This is a genomic window from Mesobacillus subterraneus (assembly GCF_020524355.2).
GTDB lineage: Bacteria > Bacillota > Bacilli > Bacillales > Cytobacillaceae > Mesobacillus > Mesobacillus subterraneus_C.
The window spans coordinates 2,997,267-3,013,184 of record NZ_CP129019.1; the positions used below are offsets into that span (position 1 = coordinate 2,997,267).

At 45.1% G+C, this 15,918-nt stretch carries 13 protein-coding genes and 2 pseudogenes; 2 read left to right on the plus strand and 13 right to left on the minus strand.

The genetic code is table 11. The annotated features are described in order from the left end of the window. Positions 1 to 9 precede the first annotated feature (9 nt). The 8 genes and pseudogenes from phaZ to LC048_RS15615 all read right to left on the minus strand — a co-directional run bounded on the left by phaZ (position 10) and on the right by LC048_RS15615 (position 6,986). Positions 10 to 912: an intracellular short-chain-length polyhydroxyalkanoate depolymerase gene (gene phaZ, locus LC048_RS15580; protein ID WP_226600069.1), complete on the minus strand. Its 903-nt coding sequence runs from the start codon at positions 910 to 912 to the stop codon at positions 10 to 12. Beyond that, a complete protein-coding gene (locus tag LC048_RS15585; RefSeq protein ID WP_306048020.1) occupies positions 912 to 1,928 on the minus strand; it encodes a 3-oxoacyl-ACP synthase in 1,017 nt (338 codons plus the stop codon). Before LC048_RS15585 ends, phaZ begins: the two co-directional genes overlap by 1 nt. A gap of 26 nt (positions 1,929 to 1,954) precedes the next feature. Then, positions 1,955 to 2,134: a hypothetical protein gene (locus LC048_RS15590; protein WP_226600067.1), complete on the minus strand. Its 180-nt coding sequence runs from the start codon at positions 2,132 to 2,134 to the stop codon at positions 1,955 to 1,957. Then, complete coding sequence (locus LC048_RS15595; RefSeq protein WP_371931914.1) at positions 2,134 to 3,147, minus strand: branched-chain amino acid ABC transporter permease; 1,014 nt, start codon at positions 3,145 to 3,147, stop codon at positions 2,134 to 2,136. The genes LC048_RS15590 and LC048_RS15595 overlap by 1 nt, the downstream gene beginning before the upstream one ends. 4 nt (positions 3,148 to 3,151) lie before the next feature. Continuing rightward, positions 3,152 to 4,012: a branched-chain amino acid ABC transporter permease gene (locus LC048_RS15600; protein ID WP_226600066.1), complete on the minus strand. Its 861-nt coding sequence runs from the start codon at positions 4,010 to 4,012 to the stop codon at positions 3,152 to 3,154. Positions 4,013 to 4,029: 17 nt separating this feature from the next. Then, positions 4,030 to 4,740, minus strand: a pseudogene (locus tag LC048_RS15605) (ABC transporter ATP-binding protein). Then, on the minus strand, positions 4,718 to 5,491 hold the full coding sequence (locus LC048_RS15610) for an ABC transporter ATP-binding protein (RefSeq protein ID WP_306048023.1): 774 nt from the start codon (positions 5,489 to 5,491) through the stop codon (positions 4,718 to 4,720). Before LC048_RS15610 ends, LC048_RS15605 begins: the two are co-directional and overlap by 23 nt. A gap of 250 nt (positions 5,492 to 5,741) precedes the next feature. Continuing rightward, positions 5,742 to 6,986 carry a substrate-binding domain-containing protein gene (locus LC048_RS15615; RefSeq protein WP_226600063.1) on the minus strand — a complete coding sequence of 415 codons (1,245 nt, stop codon included), beginning with the start codon at positions 6,984 to 6,986 and terminating at the stop codon, positions 5,742 to 5,744. 197 nt (positions 6,987 to 7,183) lie between these two features. On the opposite strand from LC048_RS15615, the gene LC048_RS15620 reads away from it, so the two are divergent. Both LC048_RS15620 and LC048_RS15625 read left to right on the plus strand, forming a co-directional pair. Then, positions 7,184 to 7,441, plus strand: a complete 258-nt coding sequence (locus LC048_RS15620; protein WP_226600062.1) for a DUF3949 domain-containing protein — start codon at positions 7,184 to 7,186, stop codon at positions 7,439 to 7,441. Between the two features lie 98 nt (positions 7,442 to 7,539). Next, complete coding sequence (locus LC048_RS15625; RefSeq protein WP_226600061.1) at positions 7,540 to 7,857, plus strand: hypothetical protein; 318 nt, start codon at positions 7,540 to 7,542, stop codon at positions 7,855 to 7,857. A gap of 134 nt (positions 7,858 to 7,991) precedes the next feature. Here LC048_RS15625 and LC048_RS15630 read toward each other — a convergent pair whose 3' ends face one another. The 5 genes and pseudogenes from LC048_RS15630 to LC048_RS15650 form a co-directional block, all read right to left on the minus strand. Continuing rightward, the gene (locus tag LC048_RS15630) at positions 7,992 to 11,234 is read right to left on the minus strand and encodes an AfsR/SARP family transcriptional regulator (protein WP_306048026.1); all 3,243 of its coding nucleotides are present in this window, start codon (positions 11,232 to 11,234) and stop codon (positions 7,992 to 7,994) included. 103 nt (positions 11,235 to 11,337) lie between these two features. After that, a complete protein-coding gene (gene lepB / locus LC048_RS15635) occupies positions 11,338 to 11,892 on the minus strand; it encodes a signal peptidase I (protein ID WP_306048028.1) in 555 nt (184 codons plus the stop codon). 27 nt (positions 11,893 to 11,919) lie between these two features. Next, a pseudogene (locus LC048_RS15640) lies at positions 11,920 to 12,539 on the minus strand (TVP38/TMEM64 family protein). A 128-nt stretch (positions 12,540 to 12,667) separates the two neighbouring features. Then, positions 12,668 to 13,606 (minus strand): LCP family protein, encoded by a 939-nt coding sequence (locus LC048_RS15645; protein WP_226600057.1) that lies wholly within the window; start codon positions 13,604 to 13,606, stop codon positions 12,668 to 12,670. A gap of 248 nt (positions 13,607 to 13,854) precedes the next feature. Then, entirely contained in the window at positions 13,855 to 15,837 is a 1,983-nt protein-coding gene (locus tag LC048_RS15650; RefSeq protein ID WP_226600056.1) for a S9 family peptidase, read from the minus strand. Between the last annotated feature and the right edge of the window lie 81 nt (positions 15,838 to 15,918).

Below are 15,918 nucleotides of genomic sequence, written 5' to 3' on the forward strand. Positions count from 1 at the left end.
AACACCTTCCTACTCTGCTAAAAATCCTTCAACATGCTGCAATAGCTGATCCAGGTCATCCACTAAGGGCGAGTGTCCGCAATCCTTCAGTTCCACAAACCTTGCCCGCCCCTCGAAATCTTCAACAATCTCCTCTGCCATCCTGCCAGTAACAACGAAATCCCGGTCCCCCCGGAGCACAAGCACAGGTATCTGAATATCCTTTACCTGATCTGTACCATCCTTCAATCCATTGCTGAATGCACTAAGGTTAAAAGTATTAAGAGAATGGTAGACTTCAGCCAAGTTACGCTGGGTCAGCATATCATCAACATATTCGTCATAATGCCGTTCTTCCGGCTGACGATCGGTATAAATCAACATATTCCACATGGCTTTTAAAAATCCTCTATTCTGCTGGTCATAGGCTGTCTGGACAGCAACCGTTTTACCGGCATCCGCCTTTACATCCTCATAAGTAACCAGTCGGTTGTTACTATCCGGCAGTCCTTCCTCACTCGTGCCGAAGAACGGATATCCTCTCGTTGATGCAGAGGCGAGCAGCACAAGCTTTTCACAATAACCCGGGTAATCAGCAGCGAACTGCATCCCTACCGCTCCTCCAGTCGACCAGCCGACAAGGGCAAAATCCTTCAGCCCAATTTCATCCACAAACATTTTTACATCATCAGAAAAATCCTTGATCGACATGATCGGCTTATGATAGCTGGATTCACCGAACCCCCGCAGGTCCACTGCAAAAATTTTATATTCAGGATCAATCGCGTCAATCAACAAGTCCCAATGCTTGGATGAGGTCATATTGCCATGGATCAATAGTACATTTTTGTTTCCACCATCCCGTTCTCTATACGATATTGTTTCACCATTCTGCAAATCAACTTTCTTCAATTCCACTGCCGTTTTTTCCATTACAGCTCACCCTTTCCCCAACGAATGGTTGTTGCCCCCCATGCATAGCCTATCCCGGCACTTACCAGAACAGCTACATCACCGTCCTTCAATTTCCCGACCTTTTCTGCCAGTTCCAGCGACAGGATCTGGTCAATCTGTCCAATATGCCCATAGTCTTCGAGGTAGATAGAGTTTTCTTCTCCAAGCCCCAGCTTCCGCAATACAAAATCATGAGCTGACCGCTTCATGTGTAACATCCCGACATAGGAAATATCCTTTTCGGTAAACCCGCTTTTTTCAACGGACCGAGAGATGACCTTCAGGAAATTGGCCATGGACTTTTGCTCCAGCCGCTCTTTCATTCCCAGAGGGTCGAGAACATCCAGCTTGTAGAGGCCGCGCTCCAGATTCTCCGCTGAAATCGGGTTTTTTGTTCCGCCGGAAACGACGACGACATCCTCGGAAAAAGATCCATCCGTAATCACTTCTGTTTCCATCACCAAGTTCTCCTGATGGCCCTTTTGCAGTAATATCGCACCGCCGCCGGCCCCGAGATTGTACATGAACCGCGTTCTTGGATTCTGGTAATCTATGAAATCACCATTCCGATAGCCTCCAGCAAGGAGGACGGTATTGATCGCCGAATCAGAGAGCATCATTCCTTTCGCAAGCTTCAGAGCCATGACAGTTGTTCCGCATCTTAATGCTGTATCGAATGCCCAGGCATTTCTTGCACCGATTTCCTCCTGCAGCTTGATTCCGGCTGTCCATAATGGATACTCCTTGTATTCCTCACCAATATAGATGACAAGGTCGATGTCCATTGGATCCATTTTTGCTTTTTCCAACGCAATTCTTGCAGCACTGATCCCCATCTCACATGTATGGTCATCCGGGCCTGGCACCGGCTTTTTCCTGATTCCCATTTTTTCTTCCACAACTTGTTCGGGAATTCCTGCCAACTTGGCAATTTCCTTTCCTGTGACGTAGTTTTCAGGAAGGTAGATTCCCGTACTGACAATGCCAATCTGCAATTTCACCACTCCTATAAAAATCGAACCTATGATTCTCCAACTATTTCTTTAATAAATGCCATTGCCGACTCTACGGAATCAAACACCGCTTCCTTTTCTGCCTGAACATATGTCACTTTGACTCTCCAGTATTTTCTGCCGCTGTCCATCTCGATGTCCGCGAGCTGAAAACGCAGGACGAATGAAGTCACTTGCTTTGTTTCCATCACGAATCTCCCTGGCTTACGGCCTCTGATTCAACCGGAACCGAAGCTTTCTTTTTCTTTTTGAATTTGAGTTTTTGCAAGGAACCAACGATGCCCATTGGGAAGAACATGACAGCAAGGATATAAATGATCCCGAAAAAGATGATCCATCTTTCGAATATCCAGTGAACCTTCGCCAGCTCTGTCAGCCAGTGATGCGAAAACTCAATGATTCCCGCTCCAATAATCGCCCCGACAAGCGTCCCGACACCGCCAATGATCGTCATCAGCAAGGCATCAAGTGTGATATCCATTGTAAAAACACTGGTATTAACGAACCTTAGAGAAACGGCATATAAAATTCCCGCAATACCAGCGATGACACCTGAGACAACACTGGCAATGACTTTATATTGAAGTACGCTGTATCCGAGCGATTCAGTCCTCTGTTCATTTTCCCTGATCGCCTGAAGGACTCTTCCAAGCGGTGAATTGGTGAATCTTTTTAATAAAATGAAGACAATGACCATCGAACCAAGACAGATTAGGTAAAAGTCTGTCCTGTCCTTCAGGAAGTCCGGCACCCTGAAAGTGAAGCCATCATTTCCATAAGTAACTGTACGCCATTTTTCAGCGAGTACTAAAAACAATCCGGCGAATGCCATCGTCAGCATCGCGTAAAAATGGCTTTTCAGCCGCAGTGTCAGCAGCCCGACGAAATAACTGACAACAGCAGTCAACAAAATCGTCACCAGGACCGCCAGCAGAAAGTAGCTTGTTTCGGGTTCAAACCTTTTCATGAAGACACCTACTGTATACGCACCGATTCCGAAGAACATCGCATGGCCGAACGAGACAATCCCAGTGTATCCGAGCAGGATGTCATAGCTCATGGCCAGTACGGCAAAAATAAACACTTGGGAGAGAAGGATGAGCATGCTCCTTGAATCGTAGACAAACGGAAGTACTGCCAGGAATCCAGCGACAATCAAATATAAGATGTTCAAGCGATTTGAAAACATTCTTGTCATCATCTCCTCACCCCTTTGCCCCGAATAAACCCTGCGGCCTGAAAATTAATACCACTGCCATCAGAAGCATGTTAGCTGCAAGCGCAAGGTCAGGCACATAATAGGCCATGAATGAACCTGACAATCCAACCAAAATTGCGGCCATTACAGAACCTGTAAAGCTGCCCATTCCTCCAATAACCACTACGATGAATGCGAGGATCGCGAATTCCATCCCCATATCTGCATAAATCACGCCAGAATATGGTCCCAGCAACATACCGCCAAGAGCAGCCATTCCAGCTCCAATCATGAAAACGAACATGAACACTTTCTGGATGTTGATCCCTAGCGATTGGACCATTTCCTTGTTCATTACGCCCGCGCGAACAACCAGGCCAATTTTCGTCTTTTTAAGCAAGTACTGTACTGCCAGGAATACCGCGAACCCGACAGCTATGATAAAAACACGGTATTTAATGATGATGATCCCGCCAAACTCCCAGCTGCCAGAAAGGTAATCAGGGGTTGTCGCCGAAATCTGGTTAGGTCCCCAGACCACTTTTAACATCTCTGATAAAACAAGCATCAAGCCGAGCGTAATCAATATTTGCTGCACATGATTGCCGTAAACAGGTTTAATGATCCAACGCTCAGTGACAATTCCGAGAATCATGCCAGTAAGGATGGCACCGATGATCCCGATAACAAAGCTTCCTGTCGAGCTATATATCCAAACGCCACTGTACGCGCCCCAGGCAAACAAACCACCATGGGCAAAGTTCAGTACATCCATCAACCCGAAAATCAATGTAAGACCCGCAGCCAGAAGGAAGATCAGCATTCCCGTGGCAAGACCGTTAAGACTCAAGTTAATCAGTACATCCACTCTTTCTTCCCCCTTTCTTATGCAATACCGAGATATTTACGTCTCATTTCTTCGTCCTCACGAAGGAGGTTCATCGAGCCGTTCGAAACTGTCCTGCCATCATCGATAATATAAAAGCTGTCGCCAATACTGCTGGCCATCATAAAGTTTTGTTCTACAAGGATAATTGTCGTTTTATCCTTCATTTGCTGGATCGATTCCATAACCTTCTCGACGACGATCGGTGCAGGCCTTTGCTCGGTTCATCAATCAAGAGAAGTTCATTGTCATTGACATATGCTCTTGCGATTGAAAGCATTTGCTTCTGGCCGCCGCTCAAAAGCCCGCCTGGTTTTTTCCAGAACTTTTTCAAATCAGGAAATAAATCAAGAATCCAATCCAGTCGCTGTTGGGTCTCATCGTTCTCCTCCTTTTTGACTGCTACCTTGATATTTTCCTCGACGCTCAGGCCGGCAAAAATCCCCTGGTCTTCAGGCACGTAGCCGATGCCTTTATTTGCAATCGTGAAAGTCGGCAGGCTCTTGATTTCTTCACCTTTAAAAGTGACCGAACCTTTCGCAGCCGGATTCAGTCCCATGATCGTTCTGAGTGTCGTTGTTTTGCCGGCACCATTCCGCCCCAGCAGTACGGTAACCTCCCCCCTTTGGCACTTCAAAAGAAATGCCTTGTAGGATATGATACTGACCTATGAATGTCTCAACCTGGTCAAGCTTCAGCAGCGTGCTCACTATGCAAACCTCCCAAATAGGCAGACTGGACCGTTTCATTTTTCATGATTTCTGCTGGCGTCCCATCGGCGAGCAGGGCACCATTGAACAAGACCATGATGGAATCAGAAAGATCCATGATCATATCCATTTTGTGTTCAATCAAAATGATCGTCCGGTCTCCGCGCTCCTTGATTTTCCTGATTACCTCCAGGATTGCCGGAACCTCTTCCAGTGACATCCCAGCTGTAGGTTCATCCAGAAGCAGCACCTCTGTGTTCAAAGCAAGCAGCATCGCGATCTCCAGCTTCCTTTTTTCACCATGAGCAAGATTCCTTGCCAGTGCATCCTTCTTGTCATTCAGCAATACAAGCTTCAGCCACTCTTCTGCCTGCTCCTCAAAATTTTTAAAGAAACGAAAATGCCTGAGCATCTGATAGCGGACTCCCTCATGTGATTGAACTGCAAGACGGACATTTTCCATTACCGTCAAGCTTGGGAACACATTGGTGATTTGGAAGGACCGTCCGATTCCGGTCCTCGTTCTTTTTGTCGGAGAGAGCTTTGTAATTTCACTGCCTTTATAGAAGACCTGTCCTTTCGTCGGCGTGAGCTGCCCGCTCAATAAGTTGAAGAAAGTCGTTTTTCCAGCACCATTCGGACCGATAATTGATTTGAAATGATTATGCGGAACTGAGATGCTGACAGAATCTACCGCGGTATGACCGCCAAATGTAATGCTGAGGTCTTTCGTCTCGATAATCGCCGTCATATGCTTCACCACCTTAATCGATTGATACCTAAGTAAGAATTCAGTAAAAGCATAATGAACTCCGGCTGAGTTACCGAAGTTCATTATGATATTTGGAGCGCAAGCGCCTTGGTCAGCCCCGACAAGCGCTGGAGGGCCTGACAGTGAAGTCGTTCTTTGACTTCATTGGCAGGACCGAAGCGCCTCGAGGGGCTAGGCGCTGGAGCTGGACAGCTCTCGAGGTGATTTTATACTTTCTTATTTTTCTTTGTTAATTACGGATCGGTGGTGCTGTTTCTTCTGGTGAGAGCTCGCGGATCAGGACAGGGACTGGATAGTCGACTCCATCTTTCTTCTCAAGCTTGATTGCGTATAGGGACTGGAGTGCCTGATGGTCTTCTTCCCGGAAGGTCATTTGTCCTTTTGGAGTATCAAAGCTCATTCCTTCCATTGTCTCGATCAATTTTTTGGAATCGGTGTCACCTTCTGTTTTCTTCAAAGCTTCGACGATCGCCATCGCGGCTGTCATCCCTCCTGGAGTAAATAAATCTGGAAGCTCACCGTTAAAACGCTTCTTATGTTCATCAACAAGCCATTTATTGATGTCATTTTGTGGCAGGTCATGATAATAAACGGTGAAGCCTTCCATACCGACAAGCGGCTCCATCGTTGCAAGCGCAGCGATATCAGGTGCACCTGTGGATATTTTGATTCCTTTTTCCTGGACCTTCATATCAGAAATCTGGTTCCATGGTGAATTCGCACCAGCCCAGACGACGAACAAGTAATCTGGCTTCTGGTCGATGATCTTCTGGATGTTGGAAGTGAAATCAGTTGCAGCTGGGTCTGCATATTCTTCATGGACGACTTCTGCGCCAAGTTTTTCAGCTGCTTCTTTGAACGCTGCGACACCATCACGCCCAAATGAATAATCTGGAGCAAGGGTCGCGATTTTCACCCCATCCTTCGCGATTGCCGCGGCACCCGCAACAGCATCCTGAGAAGAGTTGCGCGCCGTGCGGAAAATAAATTCATTGAATTCAGAGCCAGTGATGCTGTCTGCTACAGCTGGCTCGACAATCATGATTTTTTCATATTCCTCAGCCAGCGGCAGGACTGCCAGCGTGTCACCTGAACTGGAAGAACCGACCAGGAAGTCTACTTCATCCTCTTCAAGCAGCTTCGTCGCTTTCTGGACGGCTACTTCAGGTTTGGTTTCCGTATCTTCAACAATAAATTCAATTTTACGTCCCGCCACTTCATTTGTTCCGTCAGTAGCGTATTCAAGTCCCAGCTCGAATCCGCGAAGTGTCTGTTTTCCATAAGCCTCAAGTCCGCCTGTTTGCGAAGCCAGCACACCAATCTTGATTGGTTCCGAGTTCTTCGGTTCATCTTTTCCGTCTTTCCCTTCAGTGCCGCCTGACTTCTCTGTTCCCGATCCACTGCAGGCACTTGTAAACAACAGGACCAAAATGAGCATCAATGATAAAACAAAATTCCGTTGACCAGCTTTCATTTCCTTTCCCCCTTTAAAATGGTGATTCCAAAGCCCACAAGCTTTGACATCATCTTAAAGAATTCCAGTTACAAATGAGTTACATCATGCTGAATTGTATTAGCAATGAATGGTTGAAGTTCTAAAATACAGTTAAAAGTGAAACCAAAAAGAGGCTTATTCCGTATAGACAGATACATAAAAGGGGGACAACTTCGATGGATTCCGTATTTTTATTAATCATGATCATCTTCATATTGCCATGGATCATTACCACCGTCATCATGACGCCAATCCAGTACAGATATATCAAAAAAATCGAAGAAATAAAGAAAAAGAAGCAGCTTTCACAAAGTCAAATGTACGAGGAAATGCCTGTCCAGGAAGAAATCCTTCATATGAACCTGCAATCGAATATTTTGTTCATTCCCGCTAATGTCATCGCAGGATTGATTTATAAATACCGTCATCGATAAATCGACTACCATCACAAAACTTCCTAAAAAAAGAGTATCCCCTCCTATTTTTATGGCAATAACGGTACTACATTGCCTAAAACATGGAGGGGATTTCTATGATGGGAATCTATTTGATCAATGAAAAGATTCATATAAACGGACAATCACAAAATGAGAGTGTTGACATCCAGCAAGCAGCCCTGCTTGATTTTATGAATAAAGAAAGGGTAGCTCCTGTAAAATTAAATCCTTATCAATTAAACGAGCATTATACGATTCCACACGCTCTGCTCTATGATTTAAAACTCCATAAAAAGCAGATTGACTGCCTGTTCATCTACTCCAATGAGTCTATCGAAGATTTCGCTTTATCCTATCCTGCAAGATGGCTGATCATAAAGAGTTATTTCGACCGGATCTTGACTGTGACATAAACTAGTAAAAAGGATGCTGCAGGTTCAAGTCAATAGCCTTCTGTCCCGCCAAATGCGATACAGTAGCCATCAAGGCCCTTGATGGCAAAGTCCTTCCAGGGTCCATTCTTTTCATCAACCAACCTCCTGTAAGTCTACTGATTTTGTCCTTCAATAATCATCTCATACATATGCTTTGTTGGTTCCAGCGGGGTGACTCCCAGTTCTTCCTCCAGTACTTCACTGCATTTTTTATACCACCGGATAGCTTGCGGACGATTGTTCTTCCGATAATAGCAGAACATCAGCAATCGGTAGGCCTCCTCCCATGTTCTGTCCCTGTGGAGGATTTTTTGGCACCAATGAATGGCAGAATCATAGTTTTCACGCCTTACATTCAGCTGCGCCAGCTTCTCCGCACTTCGCAAAAAATAAACAAGCAGCTGTTCTCGCTCATTGAGGCACCAGTCCTCATACCGTCGTTCGGGAAGATAATCCCCATTATATAAATTCAGGGCACCCTCTAGTTCTTCCATTGATTTTTCCGTGTTCTTCTCTTCAAGTCCGGATTCTGCCCATTCTTCGAATATTCGCGAGTCCAGTTCAATTGCTGCATGAGGGTTTATTCCGTATCCCGATCCTTCCCTGATAATGAAAAATGGGGTGGATCTCGCTTTGCGCGCAGGCTCAAGAACATTATTCAAGGCATTCAGGGCAACTTTAAAGTCTCTGTCTGCATTCTTTTCCTCATGAGTTGGCCAAAGAATCTGGAAAATATCTTCCTTCATCAGGAACTGGCTCCTCTTTGTCAAGAATAGCTGGAAAAGCTCTTTCGCCTTTCCTCTCTGCCAATCCCTTTCCTCCACTTCCCTGTCTCCAAGCCAGAGCCGGAATTGGCCAAGCGTTTGGACCCTTAATGAATAGCCGGGATGGGCACTCAGGCTCGGAATCTTCAAATCCTCCAACAACTTCTCAGCGTATCCAGGGGCTATTGATTGCTTTACCGCTTCAATGAGCATAGGTGCGAACACCTGCAAGTCCCGCGGCCCAAATGTCGTCCGCTTTTTCAGGAAAAATTCATATCCGCCTGTTTTCATCAATTTTAAAAAGCTTGAAAATGCTAATTTGAATTCTTCATCTTCATTTAATGAAAAATAAAAATAGGACTTCCAAAACGACAGCAGCATTCGCCCATATTCATCACCACACTGGTTGATCAGCCCCTCTGCTTTATGAAGGTTCTCGCTCGCCTCCCTGTGCCTGCCATTATAAATTGACGCAATCGCGAGGCAAAGCGTTATCAGTGCTGAAAGCCAGATATCCTTCACCTGTTCTGTTTCAAGCAGTGCCTTTCTCCCCGCCTCAGCAGCCCTCTCATATTCACGCCTTGAGCCATAAAGAATGCACAGTCCCATCAGCGGTTCAGCCTTCCCGCGTTCGATGCTCAAACGTCCCATGATATCAAGTGCCGTTTCATAGCATTTTTCAGCAAGTGTGAGATTATATTGTTCTATCAGCTGGACTGCATGGACCATCCTGATCCATCCGCAAGCTTCCACAAATGGAGCCTGGATATCAATCCCATACTGGATGCCTGATTGAGATAAAGTCTTTGCTTTCATTCCATTGCCTGTAAAAGCTTCAATCAGTGCCAGCAGCAGATCTGTCTCTCTGTGTGATTGCGGCAAATGCAGTTTGTCATCCAGATGACCAATCGCCTTTGCATCTGTTAAAATTCTTCTCGTTTCTTGGAATCGGCCGGTCCTCAAATATAGCCGGGCTTCCAGGTTTCCATCCTCAATATGGACCCCCATCGACCTTGCCCGTTCAATCCACCTTTCTGCTTTTAATGCCTGCCCGGAATTGATCAGGTTTTCAGCAAGAAGGCGATAAAGCCTTCCTGTTTCCTCCGCGGGAGCATCAAGCATCGCCGCTTCCCGAAGCTCTATTGCCTGAGCTAAAATGCGTTCAGCTTTAAGCGGCTGGATCGTATCAAGATAAATTTTCGCTTTGCCTTCTAGAGCCTTGCTTTTCCATTCTGCATTCCCAATCCTGTCAGCTGTCTGTATTGCCTGCTCATAACACGATTCCGCTTGCTTGTACAATGAGCGGTAACGGTAAACCTCACCTTCTAGAAACAAAAGTGAACAATAGCGGCTTTTATCTTCCAGCGGGATTTTCGCAAGCCGCTCCTGCAAATTCTCGAGCTTGCCCATTTCGAGAAGCTCCATCCCCTGTTCGTCCATAATCGCTGCAGCAGCGGTGAATTGGCCAATTTTCTCATAGCAGTATAATGCCTCTTCCCACTGCCCCCTTTTTTCAAAATAATGGGCACTACTCATCATTAATACTCTGTATTGACCAGGCTGGCTCGTGATCAGTCTGGTCTCGAGGAATTCGCGAAAAAGGGCATGATACCTGAACTGGCTTTCTCCTATCTGCTGGATGAACAAATTTTTCGCGGTCAGCTGCTGCAGCATCTGGATGGAACCGTTCATACCGAGGATATGATCGCATATATCCGTACTTAGTTCTTCAAAGATGCTTGTCTGTTCAAGGAATTGCTGAATCATGAGAGGCTGTTTCGAAAACACTTCATAAACCAGGTATTGAAACAAATCCTCAAGCGACTTTGCCGGCTCTGCCAGAAGATCATCCAGACTTTTCAAGTGAGGGAGCTGCTGAGCGATCATTCCAATTGCAATGACCCACCCTTCTGTAATTTGATACAACTGGTCGAGCTGTTCGTCACTGATAGCAAGCTGATAATAATCAGAAAGAAGCAGTTCAATCTCTTCTTTGCCAAAAATCAAATCTGCCTTTGAAATCTCATTCAATTCATTCCTGGCATTCAACTTCGCAAGGACTTTCCAACCAGGCTTCGTCCTGGTTGAAATGACAAGATGGAGATGTCCGGGCATATGCTCCAGCAGTTTTTCCAACCAGACATTGATATGGTAGGAATGTTCGATTGCGTGAAAATCATCAAGGATGACAATGATTTTCTCAGGTATTTGGAGGGTTTCATTGATAAAAAGCGAAGAGAGCATACTAAGTTCCTCTTCTCTTATATAACGGTCCATTTTTTTCATATAAGTAATTAACTCATGGCCAAAATCCGGGAACAAGGTTTGAATCGAGGCTGTCAAATAGGATAGAAACGGAAGAATATCATCATCGGAAGAAGTGATTGTGTACCAGCAGCATGACTGGCTCTCATCCTTGACATGCAAGGCCAGTGCCGTACTCTTGCCATAACCTGCGCCAGCCTGAATAATGGTCAGCGCTTTTTCAGAAACCGCTTTCATTTTTCTTGATAATTTTGCTCGTCTTATCCATTGCTCCTGTAAGCCAGGAACAATTAATTTTGTTTTGATCAATGGCAATGTTCCCTGCATGTAATCTCCGCCCTATTTTATAATGGTCTTATTAGTTTAACATGAACGAAATAAAAAAAGACTCGAAAAATGACGAGCCTTTCCGCTTCTCTATATGTATGGCTCAGAACGATACATCCATTTCCTCTAGCTGCCAGTATCTGAGATTAACCTTGCCAACGACCTGCTTTTCTGAAATGAAACCAAACTGTCTGCTGTCCCAGCTCCCAAGACGGTTATCACCAAGGACAAATAGTTTTCCTTCAGGCACGCTTTCAGCCCCTGTTAAGTCCTGAAGCGTAAAATCGCCAGTCAAGTAGCCCACTGGGGATTGGTTGCGGTACTGATCCAAGAATGGTTCCTCCACCTTTTTGCCATTGATGAATAGCCTATCCTCTCGATATTCAACTTTATCGCCTGGCAGGCCGATGACCCTCTTCACAAAGTCCTCATCCTCATTGGCATGGAAGACAATCACGTCAAATCTTTCGAGATTTTCTGTCTCATATCCAAGCTTATTGACAACGACTTTATTCCCATCTTCCAGTGTAGGAAGCATAGATTCCCCTTCAACTACATAATTGGAAAAAAAGAAGATCCTTATAAAGATAAAAATGATCATTCCGAGAGCAAAAGCCTTGATCCATTCGAGCCCTTCCCTTTTCACGATTTCTTTCATCGACTTCCTTCACCACCTGTTATCCTGCTATCTGTCATTATCGTCTTTTCCTACACTCATATTCATTTTTACTTCAATTCTTTTGCCGATATACCACAGAATGGCAATTACTGCGAGAACGATCGCAGTCCGCGCCGGATTGGTGATCAATGAACGAATATCATAACCTACGAAACTGATGGTAAAGATCATCACCATTTTCCCTGTTATCATGCGAGCGATGCATGTATTACCATACTTATTTTTGAAAGCCCTGCAACAATATTGACGAGGGCAGATGGAGTAAAGGGAAAGCACAGCAACAGGAATATCGGGCCAAACCCGTGGCGTTCTATCCAATTCATCCCCTTCTGGACTTTGGGGTGACGCTGTAAAAACCTTAGGATCCGTCCCTGGCCATACGTGCGAAAAATCAAGAAAACGAGCAGAGCACCGAGAACTGCTCCAGTCCAGGAAAATAGAAACCCAAGCCACAGCCCAAATGCGTTCGCATTTGCCATAACAAATAGAAACAATGGCAGGAAAGGCAAAAAAGCTTCCAGCATCGGCAGCAAAATTCCTGGAATTGGGCCAAACGATCGGTATTGGTTGAGCAAATCCATAATGTTTTCGATTGTAAACCATTCTTTCAATAATTCTACATCCATTGAAATCTCCTTGTCCAAAGCACTCGGTAATCAGGACTGGGCAGAGTTCTGATTACCTTATCGTATTTACCTCTTAGAAATAATTGTACACCCCAAATTCTTAATTTGGGTAATTTTTTACAAGTTATCTATTTTGTTAAAAATTCCTGCAGCGCGGCCCTGTTTTCTTCAAAGTTTATCGCCAATACTAGTCCTGCACCGCTCACCCGCTGGTTCTCAAACGAGCCTTCAACAGGAATCCTCAGTGTTTCGATATTCCGATTATCCTTCGAAATCAGCCCTTTTCCCATAAATAAAATATCGCCTGTATCCATATTGGTATTGATAAACGGCGTAAGTACCCCCACTAATTTAGGCAGCTTTGGCAGTGTCTGAATGCTCGCGAACTGCTTGCCGACTTCCTTTATGACATTTTGCTGGCGTTCTACACGGCCAAAATCACCGACTGCATCCTGGCGGAACCGGACATATCCAAGCAAATGTTTTCCATCCAGTCTTTGCACACCTGGTTCCAGTGTGACACCAATTCCCTCTGACATCTTCTTTTCAACATTGACTTCAACCCCCTCTGGGAATGCTTCATCAACCAGATGGACAAACCCTTCAAAATCGACGATTGAATAATATTGCAGGCTTACATCAAAGTTTTCCTTTATTGTCTCCCTCAATAGTTCCGGGCCGCCAAGCGAAAACGCAGCATTGATTTTATTCATCCCGTGTCCCGGAATCTCCACATAAGTATCCCTCATGATTGAGGTTAATTTATATGACTCTGTATCTGGATGATAACTGGCGATCATGATTGTGTCTGAACGCGATGTTTCCTTTTCTCTAGCATCGCTGCCAATCAACAGGATATTCGTGAGACCATTCCGGTCGCTCTCACCATTAAATTTGTACACCTGTTTATTCTCATTTGCTGTCTTCTCAGATTGATTTACCCCCGAACGGTACTGCATATAGGAATATAGCGCAACCGCTCCTACAATAAGGAGTAGCAGGAAAAAAATGCTCGACCATCTGATCCTCTTTTTACTTTTTGTATGTTGATGCCTATCAGATCTCATTCGAAAAACCCTTCCGATTTATAAGTATTGATGAAAATTAAAATTTATTAAGTCATTATTGTTAACTTGTTGCTTTTGCGATGTTTTGATTCATGTCGGTCTGGTTGATTAACAATATGGATAGTAAAGCAGCACATTATTACTATTTTCCTTCTTTACCTATAACCTTAAACTTAAACTTATCTGGAGAAATTTTCAAAAATAAAACCGCGGCATAGCTCATGCCGCGGGTATTAGTTTGATTTTTTTTACAAATGGCTATTGAACCAATCGACGATTGATGCCAAGCGGGCTAGACGGAGATTAGGCTTTCCGCTTCTTGAGAGCTCATGGTTGGATTCTGGGAATCGGATAAACTTCGTTTCTTTTCCCTGTCTCTTCAAGGCGATGAATAGCTGTTCTGCCTGTTCGATTGGGCAGCGATAGTCCTTTTCGCTGTGAAGAATCAATAATGGTGTATTGATCTTATCCACATAGGCGATAGGTGAATGCTTCCACAATGTTTCAAGATCGCTTAGGTCAGCCTGAATCTGCCATTCTGTAAAATAATACCCGATGTCACTGACGCCATAAAAACTGATCCAGTTTGATATAGAACGCTGAGTGACGGCTGCCTTGAATTTGTCAGTGTGTCCGACTATCCAGTTTGTCATGAATCCGCCATAGCTGCCGCCGGTCACTCCTAACCGATCCTTATCAATGAAATCGTATTTCTCCAGCGCGTACTCGACCGCGTCCATCACATCCTGGTAATCTCCGCCGCCATAATCACCTCTCACAGCATTGACGAAGTGCTGCCCGTAGCCATGGCTGCCGCGTGGATTAATGAAGAGGACTCCGTACCCTTCTGCCGCCAGGACCTGGAACTCATTGAAATACGAGTTAGCATACATGGCATGCGGTCCCCCATGAATCTCGAGAATGAGCGGATACTTCTTACCTTCTTCATATCCGGCCGGCTTTATGATCCAGCCATTTAATTGTGTGCTGTCACTGGCCTCGAAAGATATTTGCTCTGGCCGCGATAAAGTGACCGACTCCATAACCTTTTCATTTACAGAGGTCAGTTGTTTTATTTCTCCAGTGGTCACCTCAAGCTGGAACAGTTCCCCCGGGAGAACTGGATTGCTGATCGCTGCGACAATTCTCTGGTTTTTACGGTCCAGTGTGTACCCATATACATGCTGCTCATCAAGAAGTGCTGGATACACTTCCCCAGCAAGGTTTGCAAAGTATAAAGCAGTATTTCCCTGGTCGGTCGCAAGGAAATAGAAGCTCTCACTATCTTCCCCCCAGATCAATCCAGGGCTGTGAGCTCCCTGATGGAAATCTGCAGCAACAGCGTCTCCAACAAGGATATCCATATTCTCTGTGACACATTGGATATTTCCAGTCTCGAGCTCCTGTATCCAAACCTGGGTTAACGTTGCATTCTCAAACTCTCTCTCATGCCCAGTATAGCCAAGGTATTTTCCGTCAGGTGAGAAAACTGCATTGCCGAAGTACCCATTACCGTTTGTGAGCTTAGTTTTGTGCCCTGTTCCGATATCCATCAGCCATAAATCACTTTTGAACGAAAAGTCGCGTTCAGGTGACTCATCAGCCGCCAAAACGAGACTTTTGCCGTCAGGAGACCAGCACTGCAGAAGGTAGTCTGATTCGCCTTTTGCCACTAATTCAGCCTTGCCATCTGTAAGATTCACGATGTCTGTCTGCTTGTATTTTCCGTCCCAGAACCCAGCTGCATCTGATTTATATTTCATTTCCTGTGCTACGAACGGTTCAAGCTTCCCTTCATCCTTCTTTTCCTCCTCTTTTGCAAGCAAATCTTCATTAGGTTTCAAGGATACGGAGCAGGCGATCCTTTCTCCATCCGGAGACCAGACGGGACCATTCGCACCATTCCTGAAATCAGTAGCTTGCCTTGCTTCGCCGCCAGCAGCATCCAGCACAAATATCTGGTTCTTGCCGCTGCGGTTCGAAACGAAAGCCAGCTTCGTTCCATCCGGTGACCATCTTGGGGAATGGTTGCGACCTTCACCGTAAGTCCATTGCTTCGGCTCGCCGCCTTCTCCAATGTCAATTATGTATAAATTAGAGGCATAATCATTCTTTATCCCCAGCATCTCTGTCTGGACAAATACACACTTCTTTCCATCTGGTGATAACTGAGGGTCCGTAACGGACTTTAATTCAAATAAATCTTCAGCTTTAATAAATCGTTTTTCCATTTCGAGAGCCATCCTTCCAAAGTAAATTGTTTCCTTTATATTTCGATAACAGAAATAAATCTCCTGCTTTTACTTCAATGT

Coding starts and splice junctions, on each gene's coding strand:
- phaZ (WP_226600069.1), bottom strand. CDS start 912: ATGGAAAAAACGGCAGTGGAATTGAAGAAAGTTGATTTGCAGAATGGT.
- LC048_RS15590 (WP_226600067.1), bottom strand. CDS start 2,134: ATGGAAACAAAGCAAGTGACTTCATTCGTCCTGCGTTTTCAGCTCGCG.
- LC048_RS15595 (WP_371931914.1), bottom strand. CDS start 3,147: ATGATGACAAGAATGTTTTCAAATCGCTTGAACATCTTATATTTGATT.
- LC048_RS15610 (WP_306048023.1), bottom strand. CDS start 5,491: ATGACGGCGATTATCGAGACGAAAGACCTCAGCATTACATTTGGCGGT.
- LC048_RS15615 (WP_226600063.1), bottom strand. CDS start 6,986: ATGAAAGCTGGTCAACGGAATTTTGTTTTATCATTGATGCTCATTTTG.
- LC048_RS15620 (WP_226600062.1), top strand. CDS start 7,184: ATGGATTCCGTATTTTTATTAATCATGATCATCTTCATATTGCCATGG.
- LC048_RS15625 (WP_226600061.1), top strand. CDS start 7,540: ATGATGGGAATCTATTTGATCAATGAAAAGATTCATATAAACGGACAA.
- LC048_RS15630 (WP_306048026.1), bottom strand. CDS start 11,234: ATGCAGGGAACATTGCCATTGATCAAAACAAAATTAATTGTTCCTGGC.
- lepB (WP_306048028.1), bottom strand. CDS start 11,892: ATGAAAGAAATCGTGAAAAGGGAAGGGCTCGAATGGATCAAGGCTTTT.
- LC048_RS15645 (WP_226600057.1), bottom strand. CDS start 13,606: ATGAGATCTGATAGGCATCAACATACAAAAAGTAAAAAGAGGATCAGA.
- LC048_RS15650 (WP_226600056.1), bottom strand. CDS start 15,837: ATGGAAAAACGATTTATTAAAGCTGAAGATTTATTTGAATTAAAGTCC.